The organism is Bradyrhizobium sp. SZCCHNS2022, from assembly GCF_032377575.1.
In the GTDB taxonomy this organism is placed as follows: domain Bacteria; phylum Pseudomonadota; class Alphaproteobacteria; order Rhizobiales; family Xanthobacteraceae; genus Bradyrhizobium; species Bradyrhizobium aeschynomenes.
In genome coordinates, this window is sequence record NZ_JAUHHZ010000001.1 from 3,492,678 (window position 1) to 3,515,975 (window position 23,298).

At 65.5% G+C, this 23,298-nt stretch carries 21 protein-coding genes; 16 read left to right on the forward strand and 5 right to left on the reverse strand.

The genetic code is table 11. The features are described 5' to 3' along the window. The first annotated feature begins 5 nt into the window (after positions 1–5). The 6 genes from QXZ94_RS15525 to QXZ94_RS15550 are packed head-to-tail and all read left to right on the forward strand — an operon-like array spanning position 6 to position 5,162. Positions 6–854 carry a transketolase gene (locus QXZ94_RS15525; RefSeq protein WP_315721137.1) on the forward strand — a complete coding sequence of 283 codons (849 nt, stop codon included), beginning with the start codon at positions 6–8 and terminating at the stop codon, positions 852–854. Further along, positions 851–1,774, forward strand: a complete 924-nt coding sequence (locus QXZ94_RS15530) for a transketolase family protein (protein WP_315721138.1) — start codon at positions 851–853, stop codon at positions 1,772–1,774. The genes QXZ94_RS15525 and QXZ94_RS15530 overlap by 4 nt, the downstream gene beginning before the upstream one ends. Before the next feature lie 8 nt (positions 1,775–1,782). Continuing rightward, positions 1,783–2,820: a zinc-binding dehydrogenase gene (locus QXZ94_RS15535; protein WP_315721139.1), complete on the forward strand. Its 1,038-nt coding sequence runs from the start codon at positions 1,783–1,785 to the stop codon at positions 2,818–2,820. A 9-nt stretch (positions 2,821–2,829) separates the two neighbouring features. Then, positions 2,830–3,447: a hypothetical protein gene (locus QXZ94_RS15540; RefSeq protein WP_315721140.1), complete on the forward strand. Its 618-nt coding sequence runs from the start codon at positions 2,830–2,832 to the stop codon at positions 3,445–3,447. After that, complete coding sequence (locus QXZ94_RS15545; RefSeq protein WP_315721141.1) at positions 3,425–4,471, forward strand: aminoglycoside phosphotransferase family protein; 1,047 nt, start codon at positions 3,425–3,427, stop codon at positions 4,469–4,471. The genes QXZ94_RS15540 and QXZ94_RS15545 overlap by 23 nt, the downstream gene beginning before the upstream one ends. A 28-nt stretch (positions 4,472–4,499) precedes the next feature. Beyond that, positions 4,500–5,162 (forward strand): class I SAM-dependent methyltransferase, encoded by a 663-nt coding sequence (locus QXZ94_RS15550; protein WP_172112733.1) that lies wholly within the window; start codon positions 4,500–4,502, stop codon positions 5,160–5,162. A 290-nt stretch (positions 5,163–5,452) separates the two neighbouring features. On the opposite strand, the gene QXZ94_RS15555 is transcribed toward QXZ94_RS15550, so the two are convergent. Then, the gene (locus tag QXZ94_RS15555; RefSeq protein ID WP_315721142.1) at positions 5,453–5,806 is read right to left on the reverse strand and encodes a hypothetical protein; all 354 of its coding nucleotides are present in this window, start codon (positions 5,804–5,806) and stop codon (positions 5,453–5,455) included. 13 nt (positions 5,807–5,819) lie between these two features. On the opposite strand from QXZ94_RS15555, the gene QXZ94_RS15560 reads away from it, so the two are divergent. The 6 genes from QXZ94_RS15560 to QXZ94_RS15585 all read left to right on the forward strand — a co-directional run bounded on the left by QXZ94_RS15560 (position 5,820) and on the right by QXZ94_RS15585 (position 13,363). Next, on the forward strand, positions 5,820–7,844 hold the full coding sequence (locus QXZ94_RS15560; RefSeq protein ID WP_315721143.1) for an acyltransferase family protein: 2,025 nt from the start codon (positions 5,820–5,822) through the stop codon (positions 7,842–7,844). Between the two features lie 113 nt (positions 7,845–7,957). After that, entirely contained in the window at positions 7,958–8,911 is a 954-nt protein-coding gene (locus tag QXZ94_RS15565) for a TylF/MycF/NovP-related O-methyltransferase (protein ID WP_315721144.1), read from the forward strand. Between the two features lie 61 nt (positions 8,912–8,972). Then, entirely contained in the window at positions 8,973–10,061 is a 1,089-nt protein-coding gene (locus QXZ94_RS15570; protein WP_315721145.1) for a GSCFA domain-containing protein, read from the forward strand. A 50-nt stretch (positions 10,062–10,111) separates the two neighbouring features. After that, positions 10,112–11,005 (forward strand): hypothetical protein, encoded by an 894-nt coding sequence (locus QXZ94_RS15575; RefSeq protein ID WP_315721146.1) that lies wholly within the window; start codon positions 10,112–10,114, stop codon positions 11,003–11,005. A 7-nt stretch (positions 11,006–11,012) separates the two neighbouring features. Beyond that, positions 11,013–11,981, forward strand: a complete 969-nt coding sequence (locus QXZ94_RS15580) for a hypothetical protein (RefSeq protein WP_315721147.1) — start codon at positions 11,013–11,015, stop codon at positions 11,979–11,981. A 404-nt stretch (positions 11,982–12,385) separates the two neighbouring features. Next, a complete protein-coding gene (locus QXZ94_RS15585) occupies positions 12,386–13,363 on the forward strand; it encodes a TylF/MycF/NovP-related O-methyltransferase (protein WP_315721148.1) in 978 nt (325 codons plus the stop codon). Positions 13,364–13,369: 6 nt separating this feature from the next. Here QXZ94_RS15585 and QXZ94_RS15590 read toward each other — a convergent pair whose 3' ends face one another. From QXZ94_RS15590 to QXZ94_RS15605, 4 genes are read right to left on the reverse strand one after another with little or no spacing between them, the layout of a single operon-like run. Continuing rightward, positions 13,370–15,349 (reverse strand): acyltransferase family protein, encoded by a 1,980-nt coding sequence (locus tag QXZ94_RS15590; protein WP_315721149.1) that lies wholly within the window; start codon positions 15,347–15,349, stop codon positions 13,370–13,372. Beyond that, complete coding sequence (locus QXZ94_RS15595; protein WP_315721150.1) at positions 15,327–16,412, reverse strand: hypothetical protein; 1,086 nt, start codon at positions 16,410–16,412, stop codon at positions 15,327–15,329. Before QXZ94_RS15595 ends, QXZ94_RS15590 begins: the two co-directional genes overlap by 23 nt. A 28-nt stretch (positions 16,413–16,440) precedes the next feature. Further along, positions 16,441–18,399 (reverse strand): acyltransferase family protein, encoded by a 1,959-nt coding sequence (locus QXZ94_RS15600; protein WP_315721151.1) that lies wholly within the window; start codon positions 18,397–18,399, stop codon positions 16,441–16,443. A gap of 19 nt (positions 18,400–18,418) precedes the next feature. Then, complete coding sequence (locus QXZ94_RS15605; RefSeq protein WP_315721152.1) at positions 18,419–20,269, reverse strand: TIGR04372 family glycosyltransferase; 1,851 nt, start codon at positions 20,267–20,269, stop codon at positions 18,419–18,421. A gap of 3 nt (positions 20,270–20,272) precedes the next feature. On the opposite strand from QXZ94_RS15605, the gene QXZ94_RS15610 reads away from it, so the two are divergent. From QXZ94_RS15610 to QXZ94_RS15625, 4 genes are all read left to right on the forward strand, one after another. Continuing rightward, on the forward strand, positions 20,273–20,494 hold the full coding sequence (locus QXZ94_RS15610; RefSeq protein WP_315721153.1) for a hypothetical protein: 222 nt from the start codon (positions 20,273–20,275) through the stop codon (positions 20,492–20,494). A gap of 334 nt (positions 20,495–20,828) precedes the next feature. Beyond that, entirely contained in the window at positions 20,829–22,019 is a 1,191-nt protein-coding gene (locus QXZ94_RS15615) for a class I SAM-dependent methyltransferase (RefSeq protein WP_315721154.1), read from the forward strand. Next, the gene (locus QXZ94_RS15620; RefSeq protein ID WP_315721155.1) at positions 22,019–22,555 is read left to right on the forward strand and encodes a WbuC family cupin fold metalloprotein; all 537 of its coding nucleotides are present in this window, start codon (positions 22,019–22,021) and stop codon (positions 22,553–22,555) included. The genes QXZ94_RS15615 and QXZ94_RS15620 overlap by 1 nt, the downstream gene beginning before the upstream one ends. Then, the gene (locus QXZ94_RS15625) at positions 22,552–23,292 is read left to right on the forward strand and encodes an SDR family NAD(P)-dependent oxidoreductase (RefSeq protein WP_172112720.1); all 741 of its coding nucleotides are present in this window, start codon (positions 22,552–22,554) and stop codon (positions 23,290–23,292) included. The genes QXZ94_RS15620 and QXZ94_RS15625 overlap by 4 nt, the downstream gene beginning before the upstream one ends. Positions 23,293–23,298: the final 6 nt, after the last annotated feature.

Consider the following 23,298-nt stretch of genomic DNA (forward strand, 5'->3'; position numbering starts at 1 on the left):
GCACGATGAACGTGGCAGTCCGGAACACCGCGGCCAAGCCCGACGTGGCCGCCCTGAAGGCGCAGGCCGCCAAGCTGCGCGGCAAGATCATCGAGATGTCGCACAAGGCCCAGGCCGCGCATCTCGCCTCGTCGCTGTCCTGCGCCGATGCGATGACCGCCGCCTATTGGCACGTCCTGAATATCGACCCGACAAACCCGACCGATCCGCTGCGCGACCGCTTCATCCTGTCGAAGGGCCACGCCGCCGCGGCGCTGTTCGCAACGCTGGCGATGAAGGGCTATTTCCCGATCGAGGAGCTCGACACCTATTGCCAGGACGGCGGCCGTCTCGCCGAGCATCCGCCGGCGAACCTGCTGCCCGGCGTCGAGGCCGCGACCGGCTCGCTCGGCCACGGGCTGCCGCTCGGCTGCGGCATGGCGCTCGCCGGTCGAATTAAGGGCGAGAGTTTTCGCGTGTTCGCCCTGCTCTCGGACGGCGAGAACAATGAGGGTTCGGTTTGGGAGGCCGCAATGTTCGCAGCCGCCCAGAAGCTCGAGAACGTCTGCGTCGTGGTCGACTACAACAAGTGGCAGGCGACCGCGCGCTCCAACGAGACCCTGATGCTGGCGCCGCTGCGCGACAAATGGGCCGCCTTCGGCTGGGATGCGCACGAGATCGACGGCCACGACGTCGGCGCGCTGGCGGAGGCCATGCAGAACATCCCGAACGGCTCGGGCAAGCCGGTGGCGCTGATCGCCCACACCGTGAAGGGCAAGGGCGTGTCGTTCATGGAGGACGACAACAACTGGCATTACCGCGCGCCCACCGCTGAGGAAGTCGTCAAGTCGTTCAAGGAGCTCGGCCTGTCATGAGAAACGCGTTCGCGGACGAACTGACCAAGCTCGGCAACGAGGACCCGCGCGTCGTCATGCTGTCGGGCGACATCGGCAACCGCCTGTTCGACAAGTTCAAGGACAGGCACCCGAGCCGCTTCTTCAACTGCGGCGTCGCCGAAGCCAACATGATGGGCGTCGCCGCCGGCATGGCCATGAACGGCCTGCGCCCGGTCGCCTATACGATCACGCCGTTCGTGACGACGCGCTGCCTGGAGCAGATCCGCACCGACGTCTGCTATCACGAGGCGCCGGTGACGATCGTCGCCGTCGGCGCCGGCCTCGCCTATTCCGGCCTCGGCCCGACCCATCACGCCTGCGAGGACATCTCGTTCCTGCGCTCGATCCCGAACATGGTCGTGATCTGCCCGGGCGATGCCTTCGAGGTGCGCGGCGCGCTGCGCGCGGCGATGCAGCAGGACCGCCCGGTCTACATCCGCATGGGCAAGAAGGGTGAGCCGGTCGTTCACAAAGGCCCCCTCACGGATTTCAAGATCGGCAAGGCGATCACGATCGAGGAAGGCAGCGATGTGTGCCTGCTCTCGACCGGCAACATGCTGCCGGAAGCCATTGAGGCCGCACATAAGTTGAAGGAAAAAGGCATCTCCGCCGAGGTCGTCAGCTTCCACACCGTGAAGCCGCTGGATGAGGACAAGCTCAAGCAGGCGTTCAGCCGCTTCAAGCTGGTCGCGACCATCGAGGAGCATTCGCTGATCGGCGGCTTCGGCGCCGCGGTCTCCGAGTGGCTCGTCGACAGCGAGACGCAGGCGAAGAAATTTCTGCGCTTCGGGACGCCGGATGCGTTCTTCAAGAAATCCGGTGAACAGGAATATGCCCGCGAGGTGCTCGGCCTGACCGGCCACCAGATCGCGGACAAGATCATCCACGCCTTGAGCTGAGACATCACATGAAGACCCAAGCTGCCCTCCTGGTCCAGACCGGCCAGCCGCTCGTGCTCGCCGAGATCGAGACGCCCGCCCTGAAGCCGGGCCAGGTGCTGGTCGAGATCGCCTATTCCGGCGCCTGCGGCACCCAAGTCATGGAGTGGCGCGGCGACAAGGGCGAGGACAAATGGGTGCCGCACTGCCTGGGACACGAGGGCACCGGCACGGTCATCGAGACCGGCAGCGCCGTCACCAAGGTCAAGGTCGGCGACAAGGTCGTGCTGTCCTGGATCAAGGGCACGGGCATCGAGGCCGGCGGCGCGGTCTATGACTGGGACGGCAAGAAGGTCAACGCCGGCGGCGTCACCACCTTCCAGCGCCATTCGGTCGTCAGCGAGAACCGCCTGACCCTGCTGCCGCCCGACCTGCCGATGGATGTCGCGGTGCTGCTCGGCTGCGCCGCGCCGACCGGCATGGGCGCGGTCTACAACGTGCTGAAGGTGCAGCCGGGCGACGCGGTCGCCGTGTTCGGCACCGGCGGCATCGGCCTCAACGCGCTGATGGCCGCAGCCCTCGCCGGCGCGATGCCGGTGATCGGCATCGACCCCAACCCGACCCGCCGCGCGCTCGCCCAGATCTACGGCGCGACGCATGTGATCGACGCTGGCAGCGACGTGCTGGCCGAGATCAAGAAAATCGTGCCGCAGGGCGTTGATCTCGCGGTCGAATCCTCCGGCATCCCCGGCGTCATGGATCAGGCGGTGAATGCCACGCGGCAGCAGGGCGGCCGTGCGGTCGTCATCGGCAACGCCAAGCATGGCGCGGCGCTGACGCTGAATCCCGGCGTCTTCAACCAGGGCAAGAGCCTGCTCGGCACCTGGGGCGGCGACAGCGTGCCGGACCGCGACTACGGGCGCTACGGCCGGCTGCTGAGCTCCGGCCGCTTCCCGGTGCGGGACCTGCTGTCGAAGCCCTACAGCCTCGCCCAGGCCGATCAGGCGCTGCAAGACCTCGCCGCCGGCAAGGTCGGCCGTCCGCTGATCGACATGTCGCTGGCTTAAGTTCTGGCCATGCGGATCGGGATCGACTTCGACAACACGATCGCCTGCTATGACGGCGTGTTTCATGCGGCCGCGCTGGAGCGCGGCCTGATCCCGGCCGATCTCGGCCGCGACAAGAACAGCGTCCGCGACCATCTCAATGGCTCCGGGCGCAAGGACGATTTCACCGAGCTGCAGGGCTACGTCTACGGCGCCCGCATGGACCTGGTCTCGCCCTACCCCGGCTTTGCCGAGTTCGTCACGGCCGCCCGCGGCGCCGGCCACGACCTGTTCATCGTCAGCCATAAGACCAAGCACCCCATTCTCGGTCCCAAGCACGACATGCATGCCGCCGCGCGCGGCTTCCTGACCGACCGCGGGCTGATGGGCACAGCGCCCAGCCAGATCGCGCCGGACCGGGTGTTCTTCGAACTGACCAAGGACGAGAAGGTCGCCCGCGCGCATGCGCTGGCTTGCGAGGTCTTCGTCGACGACCTGCCGGAGATCCTGGGGATGAGCGGATTCCCCGAGGGGATGCGCAAGGTGCTGTTCGACCCGGAGAACCAGTTCGCGGCCAAGGCCGTGCCTTACGAACGGCGCGCGTCCTGGGCCGAGATCGCGGCGGATGTCGTCCGTGACCGCGGCTGAGGCCAGCGCGGACGCCGCCCTGCTGGCGTTGGCGCAGCGTCTCACCGCGCAGGCCGGCAAGGCAAGCCCGACGGGGCTGACGCGGCTCGCCGGCGGCCGCAACAACCAGGTCTTCCGCCTCGACACCGCCGATGGCCCGCTGGTCCTCAAGCGCTACTTCACCGACGCCCGCGACACGCGGGACCGGTTGGGCGCTGAGTGGAGCTTCATCAGCCACGCCTGGTCGCACGGCGTCCGCGTCGTGCCCGAGCCACTCGCGTGCGATCGCGCTGAGCAGGCCGGCCTCTACAGCTTCGTCGACGGACGCAAGCTGACCCCGCTCGAACTGGCGCCGGCTCACGTCGATGCTGCGATCGACTTCGTGCTCGCGGTGAACGCGCCGCCCCGCCCTGCCCTGGCGCCGGGATCGGAGGCCTGCTTCTCGCTGGCCGAGCACCTCGCCACTGTCGAGCGCCGCGTGGCCCGGCTCGCGATGCTCGATGCCGATGTGCCTCATGTCGCCGAAGCCCGGCAGTTCGTAACGACGCAGTTGCAACCCGCCTGGGCCGAGGTGAAGGCGAACATCTTGCGCGGCGCCGCAGCTGAAGGGCTGGCTCAGGAAGCTTCCATCCCCGCCGACCAGGTCTGCCTGTCGCCGTCCGATTTCGGCTTCCACAACGCGCTGATCGACGACCAGGGCAAGCTCACCTTCCTCGACTTCGAATATGCCGGCCGCGACGATCCGGCCAAGCTGGCCTCCGATTTCTTCTGCCAGCCGGAGGTGCCGGTCCCACTCGCCGTGCACGAGCACTTCATCGACCGTTTGACGGAGGGCCTCGGGCTCGACGCCGCCAGCGTCGCGCGCTGCCGTCTCTTGATCGACGCCTACCAGGTCAAATGGACCTGCATCATCCTGAACGACTTCCTGCCGCTCGGCGCCACCCGCCGCGCCTTCGCCGACACCGGCGCCTGGGCGCAGCGCTGCGCCGCGCAGCTCGCCAAGGCCGAGGCGCAACTCGGCCTGATCGGCGCCACATCCGATTAACCGACAATCGTAACGCCCGGAGAGCTTCATGGCCTATCGCGAGTTCGTCAGTCTCGTCCACAAATCGACCAAGCGCGACTACCTTGCGCGCGTCACCCAGCGCGACAAGGCCGATGTCGCTGAGATGGCGATCAAGTTCGACTACGACTACTGGGACGGCAGCCGCGAGACCGGCTATGGCGGCTACAAATATGACGGCCGCTGGCGCAAGGTCGCCGATGCGATGATCGAGACCTACGGCATCAAGCCGGGCATGCGCGTGCTCGACGTCGGCTCCGGCAAGGGTTTTATTCTGCACGATTTCCGTGAGGCGATCCCGGACCTCGAAGTCGCCGGCATCGACATCTCCTCCTATGGCGTCGAGCACACGATGGAGAGCGTGAAGCCGTTCTGCCAGGTCGGCTCCGCCGCCAAGCTGCCCTACCCCGACAAGCATTTCGATCTCGTCATCTCGATCAACACGCTGCACAACCTTTACAACTACGATCTCGACGCCGCCTTGCGCGAGATGGAGCGCGTGAGCCGCGGCGCGAAGTATCTTTGCGTCGAAGGCTACCGCAACGAGCGCGAGAAGGTGAACCTGATGTACTGGCAGCTCACCTGCCGCATCTTCCACACCCCCGAGGAATGGGCCTTCGAGTTCAAGCGCTCCGGCTACACCGGCGACCACGAGTTCATCTTCTTCGAATGAGCTTGACTGAAGGCGTCGACAGACGCTCTCGCGGCGCATCGGCGTCCGAGTGATGCTCCGGTCACCGCCCTCTCGACAACGAGAGGGCGCGAGGAAGGCCGGACCTCGGCTGAGGCCCGTGGCCCGCCTGCTCAAAAGAATGCAGGCGGCAGGTACCACAGGTACAGCCGGACAGACCCGGCCTTCCCCGCGCGATAGTTTTACGGTGTCCTTCGTGCTCTCCCTGGGGATCGGGCTCTTTTGCCCCCATCGCCCGCGCGTGCCCATAAGCAACGACCACGGACTTGACCTCAGCGTCGAGAGGCCAGGACCACACGACTTCTCCGTCCGCACCGGCTGCGCTCGTCTGGCACAGCCGCCGCGTCCATCGCAGCCCACCCCCACGTATCGTGACGACGCGTACGTCCCTCTGCACGGGGCGGGATGGCCGAGAGAACCATATTTTCTGCAAAAACGAAACAGAAATATTTTTCGGCACCGATCTGGACAGAAGTCATCTCGTTGAGAAAACGCTCGAATTCGGCGCGGACGCGCAGCCGGAACAACCGGCGCGCCTCATCACGAAGAACAACGAAAATTTGAACCGAACGTGATCGCAGGCTAGGCTGCATCAGCGCGGTGTCGCGCCTGACCGCAGAGGCCATTCGAGTTCGCCCCATGCATTCGCCCCTCGCGGCCAACGACGAGAGCGCACGAGCGACGTCTCGCCTTCGCGGCTACAGGCCCGATATCGACGGGCTTCGCGCGGTCGCGGTGCTGTCGGTCGTGGGCTATCACGCCTTCCCGGCGGCATTCCCGAGCGGTTTCGTTGGTGTCGACGTCTTCTTCGTGATCTCCGGATTTCTGATCACCTCGATCATTCTCGACGAGGTCGCGCGCGATCGCTTCAGCTTCGTGACCTTCTATGCGCGACGGGTGCGGCGGCTGTTTCCGGCGCTGCTCCTGGTCACCGCGGTCTGCCTCGTCGCCGGATGGCTGGTGCTGTGGCCGGAGGACTTCCGCAGGCTCGGCAAGCACGCGCTCGCGGGGGCCGCGTTCCTGACCAATTTCGCGCTGTGGCGAGAGGCCAATTATTTCGACGTCGCCTCCGACACCAAGGTCCTGCTGCATCTGTGGTCGCTGGCCATCGAGGAGCAGTTCTATCTGATCTGGCCGGCGCTGATCGCCATCGCCTGGCGCATGCGACTGAACCTTTTCATGGTGTTTGCAGCCATCTTCGCCGCTTCGTTGGCCTATGGCATCAAGATCACGGCCACGAACCAGGTGGCGGCGTTCTTCTCGCCCGCCTCCCGTTTCTGGGAGCTGGCCGCGGGGGCCCTGCTCGCCCAGGCCAGTTTTGCCTGGCCAAGCCGTTTTGCCCGGCCAGAAAATCCGAGCGTCGGCCGCCCGAGAACCGGGCCTTTCAGCGCAGACGCTTTCGCACGGCAGGCGGCCGGCGCGCTCGGCCTCGTTCTGGTCCTGGCCGCGGTCTTTCTCATCAGCGTGCGCGATGCCTTTCCCGGCTGGTGGGCGCTCATGCCGGTGGCGGGCGCGGGCCTGATCATCTTTGGCGGCCCGGAGGGCTGGGTAAACCGCCGCCTGCTGTCGACGCGGCTCATGGTCTTCATCGGCACAATCAGCTACCCGCTGTATCTGTGGCACTGGCCGCTGCTGGCATTCGCCAAGGACATTCTCCACCACGAGACGTCGGCTGCCGTGCGCGGCGCGCTGGTCGCCGGCGCCGTTGGCCTCGCCTGGCTGACGTACCAATTCGTGGAGCGGCCGATCAGGATGGAACGGCGGGAGCGCAGAGTCGCCCCACCGCTGTGCGCGGCCATGCTGGCGATCGCCGCGTGCGGCGCGATCATCCTCGTCAGGGACGGGTTTCCCCAACGCTTTCCCGACGAGAAGAGCGTCTATGCCCAGTTCTTCGACCGCGGATCGCAACGCACGATCGACGAAGCCAGGCTGATCAACCAGCTGCCGTGCAACTTCTACAGCTTCGACAGCCCGACGCCAACGAGAGCGCCGCGTCCCGTCGACCCGGTCTGCTACACACGGCACACGCCACGCAGCGTGCTGATCCTCGGCGATTCCAACGGCGCGGATCTGTACCATGGCTTGAAGCAGGTGCTGCCCGAAAGCGTCTCCCTGTTGCTGCTCTACAGCTCCGGTTGCCGGGTCCAGCCCTTCTCGGAGGAGTTGATCGAGAGCGACCATTGTCACAAGGCGAACCATTTCGCCCTCGAGCGGATCAAGGCCGATCCGCCCGACATCGTGCTGATGGCATCGTACAATTCCTACGACATCGGCTATATCCGCGCCTATGCGACACTGATCAGGCAGCACGGTGTCAAGCACGTGCTCGTGCTGGGCCAGCGTCCGCATTGGCGCTACGACCTGCACCGCATCATTCTCGACGAGTTCTGGTCGTACACGCCCCGGCGCATTCCAGGGCGTCTCGACGAGAGTCTTCACGCCCTCGGCCGGCAATTCGAGGCGCAATTGCGCGCCGAAGAGCCGTTCGAATATGTCGACCAGATGCAGCCCTTCTGCAATTCCGACGGATGCCTCACCTATCTCGGCGACGACCGGCGCGATGGCCTCATCACCAACGATACCGCCCATCTGCGGCCGCACGCCTCGGTCTGGCTGGCCCGAGAGCATTTGGCGCCGCTGATTCTCAGCCGGCTCGAACGCTAGGGCCGAACACCCACGCAAAACGAGTGCAGAGCCTGCATGCCGCTTTTGCGATCTTGGCAAAATGTATCTATAAAATGGCAGCCAACATCGAGAGCGCAGGGAACGGGGCTGTCATGACCAAGTCATTGAAGGTGGCGATCGCCGAAGGCCTGCCGCCCCAGACCCTGTTCAAGCTGCGCTCGATCAAGCGCGCGCTGATGGGGCAGCCCCCGCCGGAACGGCCGCAGGCGGCCGCGGCGCCGGAGCCCGAACCCGAGCCTGAACCGGCCCCTGCGCCGGTCGCCGAAGTCTTGCCCGAGGTGCCCGAGCCGCGGACGCGACAGACCGAGGCGCTGGAACGGCTCGATGCGCACAAGATCAGCGCGCCGTACCTGTTCTTCGACATCGACGACGTCCTGATCCTGCCTGCCAAGGAGATCGCGCGCACCCTGACCTTGAGCGCGATGTACATCAACAGCGCCGACGTCAAGGGCGACATCGCCGAATTCGGCACGATGGGCGGGTTCACGGCCCGGACCCTGGCCAATGCGATGGTGTTCGATACGCGCTATCAGCCGAACCAGCCGCTGCGCAAGCTGCGGCTGTTCGACAGCTTCGAGGGATTGCCGGAGATCACGGCGAAGGTCGACCTCGAATCGCAGCACGTGAAATCCGGCACCTGGTCCAAGGGCGGCTGCCGGATTCTGAGCGCCGCTGAGCTGCGGACCATGGTGGAGGCGATCATTCCACCAAGCCGGGTGCAGATCTACGAGGGCTGGTTCGCCGATACGGTCAAGCAGCTGCCCGACGACACGCGGCTCGCGCTGATCCATTTCGACGGCGACCTCTACTCGTCGACCATGGATGCGCTGGTGCCGTGCTTCGAGCGCGGCTTCATCTCCAAGGGCGCCGTGCTCTGCTTCGACGACTGGAACTGCAACGAGGCGGACCCCGAGGCCGGCGAGCGCAAGGCCTGGGCCGACCTCGTCAGCCGCTTCAAGATCGTTGCCAGCCACTCCGGCGACTACTCGATCCAGGGCACCAAGTTCATCATCCATTCCTATCGCGGCATGAAGCCGAGGGCGTGAGCACCATGCGCGCGCGCTCGTCGTTGCGTCTCGCTGGGCCGTGCTGCCGGAAGGTGAATGCATGAGCTGTCCCTACACCACGCTGCCCGCAAGCAGCTTCTGGCGCCAGGCCGTCGCCGAGCGCAGCACCTCGGAGCTCGATCCTCATCTGACCGCGCGACTGCGGTTTGGTCCGGATCAACGCATCGCGTCGGCCGGCAGCTGCTTCGCGCAGCACATTTCGCGTGCCCTGAAGGCGCGCGGCTACAACTACTACGTCACCGAGACCGCACCGGGATATCTTTCGCCCGAGCAGGAGGAGCGCTTCGGCTACGGCATCTTTTCCGCCCGCTACGGCAACATCTACAGCACGCTGCAGCTGCTGCAGCTGTTGCAGCGTGCGTTCGGCGGCTTCCAGCCGGCCGATCAGTTCTGGACCGACCCCGACGGCCGGGTTTTCGATCTCCTGCGTCCCCGGATCACGCCGAAGGGCTTCGTCTCGATGATCGAGGCCGAGGCCGATCTCAAGCAGCATCTACGCGCAGTCCGCAAGCTCATCGAAACGGCCGACGTGTTCATTTTCACGCTCGGCCTCACGGAAAGCTGGGTTTCCAAGCTCGACGGCACTGTGTACCCGACCTGCCCCGGCTGCGGCAGCGCTGGCGACTATGACGACGCCAGATACGCATTCCACAATCTCTCGGTCACGGAGACCACCGGCTATCTCGCCGAGGCGATCAACCTGATGTCGGCCGCCAATCCGCGGCTGCAGATCATCCTGACGGTCTCGCCGGTGCCGCTCGCCGCCACCATGGAGTCCCGCCACGTGATGCAGGCGACGACCTATTCGAAGAGCGTGCTGCGCGTCGCCGCCGAGGAGATTGTCCGGCGCTACGACAACGTGCACTATTTCGCGTCCTACGAGATCATCACCAATGCGAAGAATGCCGGCACCTATTTCGCCGACGATGCCCGGTCGGTCACGCCGGAAGGCGTCGCGCGGGCGATGAACCTCTTCTTCGCCCATTTCACGACCGAGAGTGCTGGCGCCACGGCACGGTCGGCGGGCGACGGTGCAGGCAAGCGACCGGCGGCTCCGTCCGTCGAGCCGCAGATCGTCTGCGACGAGGACGACTTCTATCGGGCGCTGGCCGCCAGCCGGAAAGGCTGAGGACCAGCGGCGGATACGGGCCATTCTGTGACGTGAGGGGAACTATCAGCGTGGATACCGAGCTCGAAACGGTTCTGCCGGTCTATATCGTCGGCGACAGCCATTCCCTGCCCTATCGGAACATGGTGTTCCGGGAGCGCTGGACCGGCGCGTGGGTGATGGCCCGCACCAAGTACATTCCAGGCGCCACGGCCCGGGAGTTCTACAATCCCGCCACCGGCGAGTTTCATCCAGACTTCATCGCCTTCCTCGAATATGAGGGCCTGGTCCGCAACGGTCGTGCGACGCATTTGTCGATGGACGAGGTCGATTTTTCCATCGCCAAGGCCGTCGGCCAGGCCGTGCGGCCGCCGCTGATCATGATCACCGTCGGCGAGATCGACGTTCGCGGCCCGATCCTGCAGCTTCTCAAGGACAGCCACGATTTCGTTCCCCCGTTCGCGACCACGCTGCCTCTGCTCGACAAGCCGCTGGTGCCCTGGGACATCATCGACGAAGCGATAGAGGCTCGTCTCGGCCCCTTCATTGCCGGCCTCGACCAGTTGGTCCAGGCCGGCTTCAAGCGGGTCTACGTCCAGAGCGTGGTGCCTCCGACCCGGCAGGAAGCGCGCATCCGCGAGCTGCAGAAGTACGACTGCCCCGTCTCGGTCCGGACCAAGCTGGTTCAGGCCTTCAACTGGAAGCTGGCACAGAAGGTGCGATCGGTGAACCTGTTCATGGTCGACCGCTGGTCCGACCTGACAGAAGGCGATCTGCTGCGTCCGGAGTTCGATTTCGATGGGGTGCATCTCCCGCCCAAGGGCGCCCGCCTCCTGCTCGAGACCCTGATCGATGACGCGATCGACAGCCGCGGGCTCGTCGCCAATCATCCGCGTTATGAACTCTATTATCGGATGGCATGCGGTCTGGATCCGTTCCGGCCCGCCAAGTCAAACGCAGCATGAGGACGTCATGGCCGTCACATCGATGATCAGCACCGCCAAGCAGCGGCTCAAGGGCGGCATCAACCAGGCGCTCAGCGCCCTCGGCTATCGCCTGGTGCGCGCCGACACGGCGGACCGCCTGACCGGGCACTTCAATCCCGCATCCTGGGGCGGCAACGGCACGGCTCAGCCGCGTCGTCTGACGCTGCTGCCCGCTGCCAACGCGGCCCCGGCGATGTGCACCGCTCATGCGCCGAAGTTCGATCCGCAGAAAACGCCGAGCCAACTCGCCGACAAGATCGTCGCCTTTCAGCAGAACGGCGTCACGGTCATCAGCACGAACCCGGAAAAGGCCGCCCATTTCCGGGAGACCGAGAGCTTTGACCGCGACGTGAGCAACCGGCATTCGGCGTGGGACTGGGCAGGCAACGACGTGGCCCCGTACACGCAGGATCTGCAGACCGGCATGCCATCGGCGGCGCTCGTCGACTACCTCCACGCGCTGTTCAGCGGCGGCGATTTCGAGTCCTTTTTCCGGGGCGTGCTCGGCTGTCCGGCCAAGGTCGCCAACGTCAGGCTGGTGCGTTCAAAGCCGCATCTGACGGAAGGCGTCGGCCCGCAGGAATGGCACAGCGACGGCTGCCCGGCCGGCGTCATCCGCGGCGTGCTCTACCTCTGCGATGTGGACGAGCAGACCGGTCCGTTCCAATATCGGGACGCCAACCACCGCGAACATACCGTGCTCGGCAAGACCGGCGATCTGCTGGTGTTCGATGCGACGCGCCTCATGCATCGCGGCAGCCCGCCATCGCACAAGACGCGCTCGGCCATCGATCTGGTGTTCATGCCTCGCATGCCCGACGAGGACATGACGATCATGGTCGTCGGCATGAACCACTGGCCGGCAGACCCGTTCTTCGTCAAGCTTCCCAAGGAACGCGCCGCAGACGCCTACGATCCGATCTCCGAAGGACGCGGGGCAGCCAGCCTCTATTGACGCAGGGCCGCCTGCTTGCGTCGCGGACGTAGGACAGCTAAGCCAGCAGGGGCGGTGGATGAGCTTGCGCCTGGCAGAACAGTCGTCGCATCCGTCGCTGTCGACCTCTGGATGGACCATGAGCGGGATCGCTCGGAGATTTCGGATGTTCGTCCCGTTCCAGGCGATGCCTGCACATGGCCCGCGTCACGAGCGTCGGATCCACCGAGCCCGGCCTATGGCACACAGCCCATCGATCGGCGCTGACCGACGACCGCTTGCGTCGGCATCCCGACATTGGTCGCAAGCTGACACCACGTGTTCGGCGTCGCCGCCGACGACCTTTCTTCGGCGCAGCATCTCGTCTGCGTCATCCCTCAACGCCGTTTTGCGGTGATCGAACAGTGCCGCGTTGGAGAATTTGAATGCTGCAACCGTTGAAGAATGCGCTCGCGACCTCGCTTCCGCCAGACGTTGTGTATTGGATGCGCTCGGTCAAGCGGGCGATCATGTTCGAGCCGCCGCTGCCCTGGCCGTATGGCGCCGGTCGGAGCTCCAGCGCTCAGGACAGACCTCCGGCCGTTGCAATCGCCGCACCTGACTTCGACGGCTCCGAAGACGGACGTCTCATCCAGGACATCGCGCTGGAGAAATACAGCGCGCGGCAGCTTCCCTCGCCCGGGCTGTACTACACCTATGCCGACGTGCTGATCCTGCCCGCACAGGAAATTGCCAAGACGCTCACCCTGTGCGTCCAATACATCAACAGCTCTCACGTGATTGGCGATATCGCCGAATTCGGCACGATGGGAGGATTCAGCGCGCGGGCGATCGCCACCTCGATGGTGTTCGACCTGCAGCGGCAGCCGCTGAGCAAGAGCGCCTCGGGTGAAAATCCGTTCCGTATTCTGCGCCTGTTCGACAGCTTCGAAGGCCTGCCCGAAATCACCTCCCCGATCGATCAGGTCGCTCCGCACGTCATTTCCGGTGCATGGGCCAAGGGTGGCTGCAAGGTGCTGGCTGCGCCGCAGCTGCGCGCCCTGATCGGGAAGATCATTCCGCCGCACCGCTTCCAACTGTACGAGGGATGGTTCGCCGACACGGTCAAGACGCTACCGCCCGAGACGCGCTTTGCGATGATCCATTTCGATGGCGACCTCTACCAGTCGACCATCGATGCGCTCGTTCCGCTGTTCGAGCGCGGCATGATCTCGATCGGCGCGGTCATCTGCTTCGACGACTGGAACGCCAATCGAGCCATTCCCACCACGGGCGAGCGTCAGGCGTGGAAGGAGCTGGTCGAGATGTTCGCGATCGAGGCCTCCAGTGGCGGCGACTACTCGGTGGGCGGCACCCGCTTCATCATCCACTCCTATCGCGGCATTCCGGCCGATCCGATCTGACCTCGCTTACGGCGACGGCCGCTGGGCTGGTCCCAGCAGGCCGTCGATGGTGTGGCGCGCCAGGAAGATGGCGCCGGGCACGGTGAGGTGTCCCGGATCGAACGCCGTCAGTTGCGAGGCGCCCGGACCGATCCGGCTGAGACAGCCCTCGTCGTTGCAGAAGACGTCGCGGACGGAGATGTAGTCGATCCCGAGCTCACGGGTGAGTTCGCGAAACAGGGCATCCCGCCCGCGCGTCCATTCGTCGTTGGAACGGAAGAAGGTCCGCTCCGGCAACACCGCTCCGGTCTGCCGGTAGTAGTCCAGAACGTTGTGTGACAGGCCGACGCCCTGCCAGCTCGGCGGCGGTCCCATCACCACGATCCTCGCGATGCCGTTCGCCCTGAGCTGCGCGACCGTGCGGGGCAGGTCTTCGCGCAGCACCGCCTCGGCATGTCCCCAGGTGGCGTCGAGAATGACGACGTCGGGCTGCAGGCGGCCGATCCGCAGCACGACATCGTCGTTGATGCTCTTGCAGAACGGCCGGGCCGCCAGCGTGTAGCCGATCAGCGGCGGACAGGCCGAGGCGGTGTATTGCGCCACGTCATAACCGCGCTCCGCCGAAACGTGCAGCAGTCCCGGGTAGAGGGCCGCTCCGTAGGAATCGCCCCAGATCAGCAATAGCGGCCGGCCTCCCCGCCCCGCGCAGTCGGCGCCGAACGCGGACGCGGGCTGCAGCAGCAGCAGGCAGCGGCCGCGCCGCCAATGCGAGGTTGTCTCGCTGCCTGAGAGCATGAAGTTCCTGATCTCCGGCGCGAAGCGGACCGGCAGGCCGTGCGTGCTGGTCGCGGCGATGCCGACCGGGATCATTGCCGCCATCGCTGCCAGCAGAGCTCCGACCCGCCATCCGACCGGTGCGGCCCCGAACCTGATCGGCTGCTCGATGAAGCGATAGGTGAGCCAAGCGAGCACGGCGCTCAGCGCCAGCACCGCGAGCAGGCTCCATGCAGGCGCCGCTCCGCCGAAATGCAGCTTGGTGAAGGCGATCAGCGGGAAGTGCCAGAGATAGAGCGGGTAGCTGATGAGGCCGACGAACACCAAAGCAGGCCGCGCCAGCGCCCACTGAACCGGCGTGCCGCCGGTCGCAATCAGGGCCATGGTTGCGAGCACGGGGACGATGGTCCGAAGGCCTGGCCAGGGCGACGTCGCGCTGAAGCCGAACAGGGCAAAGGCGATCCCGGCCACGCCGAGAGCCGCGAGCAGGTTGCTGGTGCCCGGACCGATCCGACGATCGGCACGCTGGCGCAGCCACACCGCCAGGAGCGAACCCGCCAGCAGCTCCCAGCCACGCGTGGTCGGGGAATAGAACGCCCAGGCCGCCTCTCTCGCCGGGGTCGTCAGGCAGACCACCAGGGAACCAAGCCCGAGCGCGGCCACGATCGCCGCTTTCTGCGACGGCCATCGGGCAATCAGCACGAACGCCGCCGGCCAGACGATGTAGTACTGCTCCTCGATGCCGAGCGACCACAGATGCAGCAGCGGGAGACGCTCCGCGCCGGGATCGAAATAGCCGACGATCTGCTCGTGCAGCATGAAGTTCTCGATGAACGCCGCCGCACCCTTGATATTGGATCCGAGCGCTTCCATCGCGGCCACCGGAAGAACGAACCAGGCGATCGCGAACGTCGCCACGACGACGGTGATGAGCGAGGGAAAGATTCGCAGGATGCGGCGGGCGTAGAAGGTCGCGAAGCCGAAGGTTTTGTCGGCGCATTGCCGATCGATGATGCCGGTGATGAGATAGCCGGAGATCACGAAGAACACGTCGACGCCGGCAAAGCCGCCGGGCATCAGCTGCGGAAAGGCATGGAAAACGAGCACCGCGATCACCGCAGCGGCGCGCAGCCCGTCGATGTCAGGCCGATAGGGCAGCGTGTGCGCTGGACTCGGAGACGGCGGGGTGCGTCCCGTTGCAGCCCGGCCGTCAAGGCTTCCGGCGATCGTCATTGTCACGCATCCCCTGAAACGCCCGCGTCTGTTCCAGCGCGTTGATGAGGTCTCGGGTGAAATCCGCGGCACCCTGGCCGTCGAGATGACCGCCGCCATCCCAGCTGGAATAGTCGGTTCGTGACGGAAGCGCCGTCTCGATGCCGATGGCCGCCGCGATCTCGCGCACCTGGGTCAGGCAGCCGTGAAAGTTGGGAACGAAGGCCAGCACCACGGGTGCGCCCAGAGACCGGACCATGTCGCGGGCGTTGGCGATCACATCGGGCGTGGTGTGACAGTCTGGATCGCGCGTCATCTTCACACGTGGATTGCCCTGGCTGAGAAAGCGCGGAAACGTGCTCATGTCGGCCGCCCCCGTCCGATCATCACGATCGAAGCGCGGCAGCGGTCCGGATCGCGGGCCGGCAAGCGCCTCGCGCCAGTGCCGCGTCGCGTCCTCGAAGCGCCAGCGCAGATTGCGCCGGATGATCTCGTAGGTCGCGCCGTAGCGGCTGAGCTTCGTGCTCGGGATCGGCCGGACGTCGGCGCCGAACGCACGCGTCAGGTTGCGGAAGAAGAAGTTGCCGCCCCCGCCGCCGTCGTCGGCGTTCAGGATCCACAACCGTGGACGGAGATGATGCCTGAGTGCGATCTGCCGTGCGAACTCGCCGCTGGCAACACCGACGAACGCCATGTTGTAGAATTTCAGGCCGTATGGCTTTTCGAGACGCTCGTGCATCACGGCCTGGTCGATCGCGAACGACACCAGGGAGGAGCCGAGGATGATGACGTCGGCCTGCCGCGCATTGTCGATCGAGCGGCCGATCCCATGATAGAACAGATCCTGGTCCTGGATCTCGGTGACGCTGTCGCCGCCGAAATTGCGGTACCAGGCCGGATCGCCGGGCCTGCCGATCGCGCTGAAATGGTCGCCGCCTTGCGCAGCCAGCCAGACGCCGAGTCCGCCCAGCATCGCTGCCGCCAGTCCGAGCAGGCAACCGAGATAGCGGCGTCCGGCCGGGCCGAGGCACTCAGGATCGACCTGGTGTCCGGCACGATCGGTCCGCTCTGCCCGACGATCCATGTTGCCCCCGAGGCGCCCGGACAAGCGACTATTTCGGCAGGCCCGGCACGGTGTCGAGCACGTGCCGGGCAACGAGGAGCGACGCGGGATAGGTCAGATGCCCGGAATCGAAGGTGGTGAGCTCCGATGCGTTCGGCCCGATCCGGGTGAGGCAGCCATTGTCGTCACACATGAACTGACGCAGCGAGACATAGTCGGTGCCGAGGCGTTTGGCCTGAGCGGCAAGAAACGCGTCGAACGGCTTGGTCCACTCGTCGACGGTGCGAAACCAGGTTCGCTCCGGCAGCACCGTGCGAGTCCGGAAATAGTAATCCAGCATATTCGCCGGCAGCCCGTCGCCCTGCCAGGTCGGCGGCGGCCCGACGATCACGACGGCCGGCACCCCCGCTTCCTTGACCAGGGGGATGGTGCGCTCGAGGCCGGCACGGACCTCGTCGTCGCTGGCCCGCCAGGTGCCGTAGAAGATCACGACGTCGGGCTTCAATTCGGTCAGATGCCGTAGCACCGCATCGTTCGACGGCTTGCAGAGCGGACGTTGAGCATTGACGTAGCCGATCAGCGGCGCGCAGGCGGAGATCGCAAATTCGGCGACGTCGAAGCCGCGCTCGGCGCCGAACTGGGCCAGTCCCGGATAGAGCGAGGCGGCATAGGAATCGCCCCAGACCGCAACGAGTGGACGGCGGCCCGTGCCCAGACATTCCGGTGCAAACGCACTCTGATCAGCCATCAGCAGGCATTTGCCGTTCCGCCAGCGGAACGCGGTCTCGCTGCCATCCAGCATGAATCCGCGGATCTCGGCCGGGATGCGCGCCGGCCAGCCGTTGGAGCGGTCGGCGATCACACCGACGATCCCCAGCGCGGCCATGCCGCCGAGCAGGCTGCCAACCTTGAGCGGCACCCGCCGCCGCCCGAAGCGGATCGGCCGCTCGATGAAGCGATAGGTCGCGAAGGCGAGCAGCAGGCTGGCTGCGATGATCGCGATCATGACCCACGCCGGCACCTGATCGACGAACTGGATGCGCGCATAGGCCATCAGCGGGTAGTGCCAGAGATAGAGCGGATAGCTGATCAGGCCGACGAAGACGGCCGGCGTCGAGGACAGGACGTAGCGATGCACCAGCGTGCCGCTGGTCGCGATCAGGGCGGCCGCGCCCAGAACGGGAAGCAGCGTGCGGACGCCCGGATGCGGGGTGAGGCGGCCGAAGCGCCAGAATGCGATCACGATCGCGAGCATTGCAGCCAGCGCGATGAGCTCGCGGACCATCGGACCGTCGATCAGCGGCTGCGGGCGGGCCTCGACGCTGCGTCCATTGACCCAGAGCGCCAGCCCCGAGCCGACCAGCAGCTCCCACGCGCGCGTCACCGGCAGATAGAAGGCGTAGTCCGGCGCCCGCGGCTGCACGATCAGGCATGCAATGAACGAGGCTGCCGCCAGCGCGATCGTGATGGCGAGGCTCCAGCGCCGCCACGCCCCGATCAGCATCAGGAGCAACGGCCAGACGATGTAGTACTGCTCCTCGATCGCCAGCGACCACAGATGCAGCAAGGGCTTCTTCTCTGCCGCCAGGTCGAAATAGCCGACCTGACCGAGCAGAATGAAGTTCTGGATGAAGACCGCGCCGCCGGCGATGTTGGTGCCGAGCGACTTGAGCTCGCGCGGCGGCAGCAGGAACCATGCGATCAGGAAGGTGACCAGCACCACCGCGATCAGCGCCGGAAAGATGCGGCGGATCCGGCGCGCATAGAAATCAGCGATGCTGAAGCTGTTCGACAGCATCTGCTTATGGATGATTCCCGTGATCAGATAGCCCGAGATGACGAAGAAGATGTCGACGCCGTAGAAGCCGCCGGGCACGGCAGTGGGAAAGGCGTGGTAGAACAGGACCGGAAGCACGGCGACGGCGCGCAGCCCGTCGATCTCCTCGCGATAGCCGAGCGGCGTGGCACGGGCTTCTTCCAGCGAAAGGTTGGGATGGGCGAAGTTCATCGGAGCTGATCGATGCGTTTCAGGAGCGGTTGAGAAGCGACGCCGAGTACTTCTCCAGGAAGTAGCGGGAGGGTCGCGAGCTGCCGAAGAATCCGGGAATATTGACACATTTCTCCCAGGCATCATCCACCGGCTTGATGACGGGCGGCGCCCCGGACGACAGATCCAGCACCTCCCGGGTGGTCTCCAGGATCTCGTCGGCGCTGCTTTCGCTGACGGTCAGGCCTGCGGCCTGGACGGTCTCGTAGGTCGGGAACGTCCAGCGCCAGGTCTCGGAGGTGACATCGCTCAAGGACAGCAAACGCCCGTCCCTCGTATGCACGGGCTTGAGCGAGAAGCGGGTATCCTTGGACCATAGCAGCCCGACCGAGCTGAGGGCGTTCACCATCGCCGTCGGAATGCCGAAACTGGTCGCGACATAGGCGAAGCCCGACGTCGTGCCGATGAACATCCGTGCGCGACGCATCAGGTGGATGTCCATCTCAGGCACCTGATCCTCGCAGCGCGCATAGTCGACGACGCGCGGCATCTCCGGCAGTGGCGGCGCCTTGCGCCCGCCCATGCGGATGACCCAGCCGCCCTGATCGGTGATGAAGCGCACGGTGTCCAGATAGTTGCCGATCGTGGCACTGCGAATCGACTCGCCAGTCCCGAGCGTCTCGCCACGGGCCTCGGCGTCTCGCATGTGGAGACAGACGAACCAGTCGTCTGGCCCAAGCCCCCATTTCTGCCGCAGCGACTGATAGAGGGTCTCGACGCGATCATCGACACGAAGCCGTGCGTCATAGATGTCCCGCAGCGGAAAACCACGATTCTCGCGCTCCCATTGCTGGAGCGCCATCGACCCGGCGTCGTTCCAATAGACGCTATGGCCGTCCTTGAACTGAAACGCCTGATGGGAATCGCCGAGGAACGGCGTCAGGCTGGCGAGTTCGTGCCAGACCGCCGGCGAGACCCCCTCGTCGCCAAGCGTGAGCGTCGGGCAGATGTCGGAGAACAGCGACAGGAACGGCTTGTTGGCGATTCTCTCATTGTAGGCCAGAAGCACCGGCTGGCCGGACCACCACCCCATCTTGCGCATCATCAGGTGAACGTTGAGATGCCCGTTGTGGCCGATCAGCGCGCTCCAATCCGGCGACAGCAGCCTGACGTTCGACAGCTCGGTGCCGATCCGGTCGAGCTCGCGCTTGAGCTCCCGCGACGGCGACGGAAGCGAGCGGCGCAGACGGCGCTGGGTATCCATGCAGCGCGTATAGACCAGCGGCACGAGGTCGCCTTCGCCGAAGTGATAGGTCCGCAGCAGCAGATGGCGGTAGGCGTAGAACAGGTAGACGTCGAACGCGAGCTCCCGATCGATCGTCCGTTCGGGAAGCTGCTCCCACTGATGGCCGCCCTCCTCCAGCTGGCCAATCACGCCATTGATGTCGCGAAGGCCGAGATCCCTCATCAGGCGGTCGACAATGTCGCGGTCACGAAAGAAGTAGGGAATGTATTCCGCGGCCAGCACGTCCGGCGACACCTGCTCTGCCTCGACGCGCCCGTTGAAGATGCGCTCCTCATATTGAAAGTTGCGGTGCTCGAGCATCAGCCGGACAAAGGTCCGAAGCTGCGGCGAGCTGCCTGCGAGCTTGGACCAGTTCAGGGTGTGGATCTGCGTCAGCAGATCCATCGAATAGCCATTGCCGAAGGGGTCGACGCCCTGCACGCCCCGGCTCTTCTGCTGCGTGACGCCGCGAAACACGGTGAGGGCTTCGGTCCGATAGCCGGCCAGCAGCAGATAGAATGCGACCTCGTCCGCATGGCGGCGCGTGAACGGACCGTGCAGGATCCAATCGAGATGCGCCTTGACGAAGGGCCCGCAGAAAAACACGAAATGCCGGTCGAGCGCACCATGATTGAAGAAATGGCGAAACCACACGGTCAACCGGAACCGCGCCTTGAACGGAAGGCAGGAAAAAGCGATGTTGCGCGCGAAATGACGGGCGCGACTCTTTCTCAGCACGCGGAAAGCGAAATGCGCGAGGCGCAGCACAATAGGCTTGATGCGAGCTTTGATGCGACGCGTGAGACGTTCGATGGTGCTCTCCTCGGGTGAGATTGTATCGTACATTGCTGCCCGCCCGAACCGTCGCCTGAAAAAGTCTCAGGACACGCTTACTTCGGGGCAGTTCGGCGATCAACACCCGATCGGCTATTTGACCGCGCCAACCGCGCCAATCCCTGGGACAAATCGATATCGACCGTGTGCGCGGGCCAACCGCAATTGCGTTCAGTGATCCGACAGCGTAAGATTGAGCGGCCGCGCGGATTCCGCCGCTAGAGCACGTCAGTGGTACCGCTACGTTCAGGGCCGGCCCCGGGGCGATCGACCGAATTTCAACGAGGCAAGCGCGTTCATCGCGAGGCCAGGGCACCTTCAAGGCACCTTGATGACATCGACCTGCCGCCTGTGCGGAAGCGACATTGCCACGCCCGCTCTTTCCCTCGGTCCAGTTCCGGTCTGCAATGCATTCAGCAAATCTGGGCGGGCTGACCGTCGTGTCGATCTCGACGTCGTGGAATGCGAGACGTGCCGGCTGATCCAGCTCCTTCAAGCCCCGCCGCCCGCTCTGTTGAGCCCCGAGGTGCCCTGGATTCGCTATCGGGAACCGGAAGGCCATCTCGATGAGCTCGTCGCCAGCCTGACGTCGCTGCGTCCCGGCGCGCGCCGCGCGGTCGGCACCGGCCCGTTCGAGCAGCCGCTGTTGTCTCGGCTCGCCGCGCACGGCCTGCACACGCGGGCTCTCTCGCTCGACACCACCGCCGCAGGTGGCCGCTATCCCTACCTGGAAAGCTGGCAGGCCACCCTTGGCAACGAGCATCTGGCGACGGTCTCGGCGCAGCATGGCACGTTCGACATCGTCTCGTGCCGCTACATCGTCGAGCACAGCCCGACACCCGTTGCAGCCTTGCAAGCCCTCAAACAGCTGCTCTCTCCCGACGGCGTGCTGCTGATCGAGGTCCCCGACAGCAGCAAGTTTCTCGCGGCGCGCGACTATTGCTTCCTGTGGGAGGAGCACAGCTGCTACTTCGTTGAGGACACGTTGCGGCAGCTGGCGCACGCGAGCGGGTACCAGGTGCTGGCGCTGCTGCGCTATCCCGGAGCGCTCGAAGATGCCCTCGTCGCCGTGCTGGCCCCGGGTCACGGGACCGCCCCATCGCCCGCGCAAGGTCCCTCGACGCTGTTTGAGACCTATCGCAGCAGCTTCCCGGAGCAACGGGCCCTGGTGCAGGCGCGGCTGCGCGCGGGCGCCGGCCCGCGGCGGGATGGGCTGGCGCTGTTCGGCATCGGCCATCACGCCATCATGTTCGCCAACGCCTTCGGCGTTGCGGACTTGATCGCCCTGGCCGTCGACGACGACGCGGACAAACGCGGCTTTTTTCCACCCGGCTTTCGCGTCCCCGTGGTAGGCTCGGAGCAGCTCCTGGCCGATGAGCGGATCACCACCTGCCTGTTCGCCGTCGCCCCTCACATCGAGGGCAAGGTGCGCGACAAGCTCGCGCCGCTGGCAGCACGGGGCGTGGCGTTCCACTCCATCTACGCCGCGCTCGACAATGCAATCACGAAGGATCTCGCCTGATGAGCCTGGTTCAGAAATCCCCTGAGGTATTCCTCGCCGAGGGGCCCATTGCGGCCGTCGGCCAGGCGGAGATCAACACCCTGAAGGCCGCCGTCAAGGCCAGCCCGAAGCGCCGCGCCCGCATCAACGCGCATCCGGATGGTGACGATTCGCTGCACGAGATGATCATCGCGATCGATGCGAGCTCCTACATCCGTCCGCACAAGCATCCGGGCAAGAGCGAAGCGTTCCACATCGTCGAGGGCGAGGTGGACATCGTGGTCTTCAATGACGACGGCGAGATCGAACGCGTCGTCGAGCTGGGGCCGCCGGGCGGCACCCGTCCATTTTATTATCGCATGTCCAACGCCTTCTTCCACACGCTGATCATCCGCAGCGATCTGTTGATCGTGCACGAAATCACCAATGGCCCGTTCCGCCCCGGCGCCAGCGTGTTCGCCGATTTCGCGCCCGAGGACAGCGACACCGCCAAGGCCACGGCCTACCAGGCCGATCTCGTCCGGCGCGTCGCAGCGCTGCAGGACGCCGCGGCATGACCCACCATGCCGTCGTGGTCGGCGGCACCCGCGGCCTCGGCCGCGTGGTCGTCGAGCGCTTCCTGGCGCGCGGCTGCGCGGTCAGCGTGGTGTCGCGGCAGCGTCCGGCCGAATTCCCGGATCGAGCCGACCTGAAGCATTTCTCCGCAGATCTCGAGCGGAGCGACAGCTTCGCCGGGCTGTGGAGCCAGATTGCCGAGGCCAACGGCCCGATCCGCTACCTCGTCCTGAGCCAGCGTTTCCGCGGCCAGGGCGATCCCTGGGCCGGCGAAATCCAGGTCGGCCTGACCGCATCACGCGACCTGATCGAGGGCTTTTCCGGTCATTTTGCCGGGGATGGCGACCGCGCGATCGGCGTGGTCAGCTCGGTCTATGCCGAGTTCGTCGGCTCCTCGCAGCCGGTCGGCTATCATGTCGTGAAGGGCGGCCTCAACGCGATGGTCCGGCACTACGCCGCGACGCTCGGCCGTCGCGGCATCCGCGTCAACGCGATCATGCCGCTGACCTATCTGAAGCGCGAATCGCGCGTGTTCTACGAGCAGAACGAGAAGCTGATGGAGACCTACCGGAAGCTGGTCCCGCTCGGCCGGCTCGGGACGGCCGAGGAATGCGCCGACGCGCTCGACTTCCTGTGCAGCGAGCGCGCCTCGTTCATCAACGGGCAGAGCCTGTTCCTCGATGGCGGAGTGTCCACAGTCTGGCAAGAAGAGGTCGCCAAGAGCTTCGCGGGGCTGTAAAACGCG

Bases quoted from the DNA above. Each gene is read 5' to 3' on its own strand.
- QXZ94_RS15535 (WP_315721139.1), top strand. From the start codon at position 1,783: ATGAAGACCCAAGCTGCCCTCCTGGTCCAGACCGGCCAGCCGCTCGTG.
- QXZ94_RS15585 (WP_315721148.1), top strand. From the start codon at position 12,386: ATGCTGCAACCGTTGAAGAATGCGCTCGCGACCTCGCTTCCGCCAGAC.
- QXZ94_RS15580 (WP_315721147.1), top strand. From the start codon at position 11,013: ATGGCCGTCACATCGATGATCAGCACCGCCAAGCAGCGGCTCAAGGGC.
- QXZ94_RS15625 (WP_172112720.1), top strand. From the start codon at position 22,552: ATGACCCACCATGCCGTCGTGGTCGGCGGCACCCGCGGCCTCGGCCGC.
- QXZ94_RS15620 (WP_315721155.1), top strand. From the start codon at position 22,019: ATGAGCCTGGTTCAGAAATCCCCTGAGGTATTCCTCGCCGAGGGGCCC.
- QXZ94_RS15595 (WP_315721150.1), bottom strand. From the start codon at position 16,412: ATGGATCGTCGGGCAGAGCGGACCGATCGTGCCGGACACCAGGTCGAT.
- QXZ94_RS15560 (WP_315721143.1), top strand. From the start codon at position 5,820: ATGCATTCGCCCCTCGCGGCCAACGACGAGAGCGCACGAGCGACGTCT.
- QXZ94_RS15550 (WP_172112733.1), top strand. From the start codon at position 4,500: ATGGCCTATCGCGAGTTCGTCAGTCTCGTCCACAAATCGACCAAGCGC.
- QXZ94_RS15545 (WP_315721141.1), top strand. From the start codon at position 3,425: ATGTCGTCCGTGACCGCGGCTGAGGCCAGCGCGGACGCCGCCCTGCTG.
- QXZ94_RS15540 (WP_315721140.1), top strand. From the start codon at position 2,830: ATGCGGATCGGGATCGACTTCGACAACACGATCGCCTGCTATGACGGC.
- QXZ94_RS15530 (WP_315721138.1), top strand. From the start codon at position 851: ATGAGAAACGCGTTCGCGGACGAACTGACCAAGCTCGGCAACGAGGAC.
- QXZ94_RS15610 (WP_315721153.1), top strand. From the start codon at position 20,273: ATGCCGGTCGAGCGCACCATGATTGAAGAAATGGCGAAACCACACGGT.
- QXZ94_RS15600 (WP_315721151.1), bottom strand. From the start codon at position 18,399: ATGAACTTCGCCCATCCCAACCTTTCGCTGGAAGAAGCCCGTGCCACG.
- QXZ94_RS15555 (WP_315721142.1), bottom strand. From the start codon at position 5,806: ATGGCCTCTGCGGTCAGGCGCGACACCGCGCTGATGCAGCCTAGCCTG.
- QXZ94_RS15615 (WP_315721154.1), top strand. From the start codon at position 20,829: ATGACATCGACCTGCCGCCTGTGCGGAAGCGACATTGCCACGCCCGCT.
- QXZ94_RS15570 (WP_315721145.1), top strand. From the start codon at position 8,973: ATGAGCTGTCCCTACACCACGCTGCCCGCAAGCAGCTTCTGGCGCCAG.
- QXZ94_RS15590 (WP_315721149.1), bottom strand. From the start codon at position 15,349: ATGACGATCGCCGGAAGCCTTGACGGCCGGGCTGCAACGGGACGCACC.
- QXZ94_RS15565 (WP_315721144.1), top strand. From the start codon at position 7,958: ATGACCAAGTCATTGAAGGTGGCGATCGCCGAAGGCCTGCCGCCCCAG.
- QXZ94_RS15525 (WP_315721137.1), top strand. From the start codon at position 6: ATGAACGTGGCAGTCCGGAACACCGCGGCCAAGCCCGACGTGGCCGCC.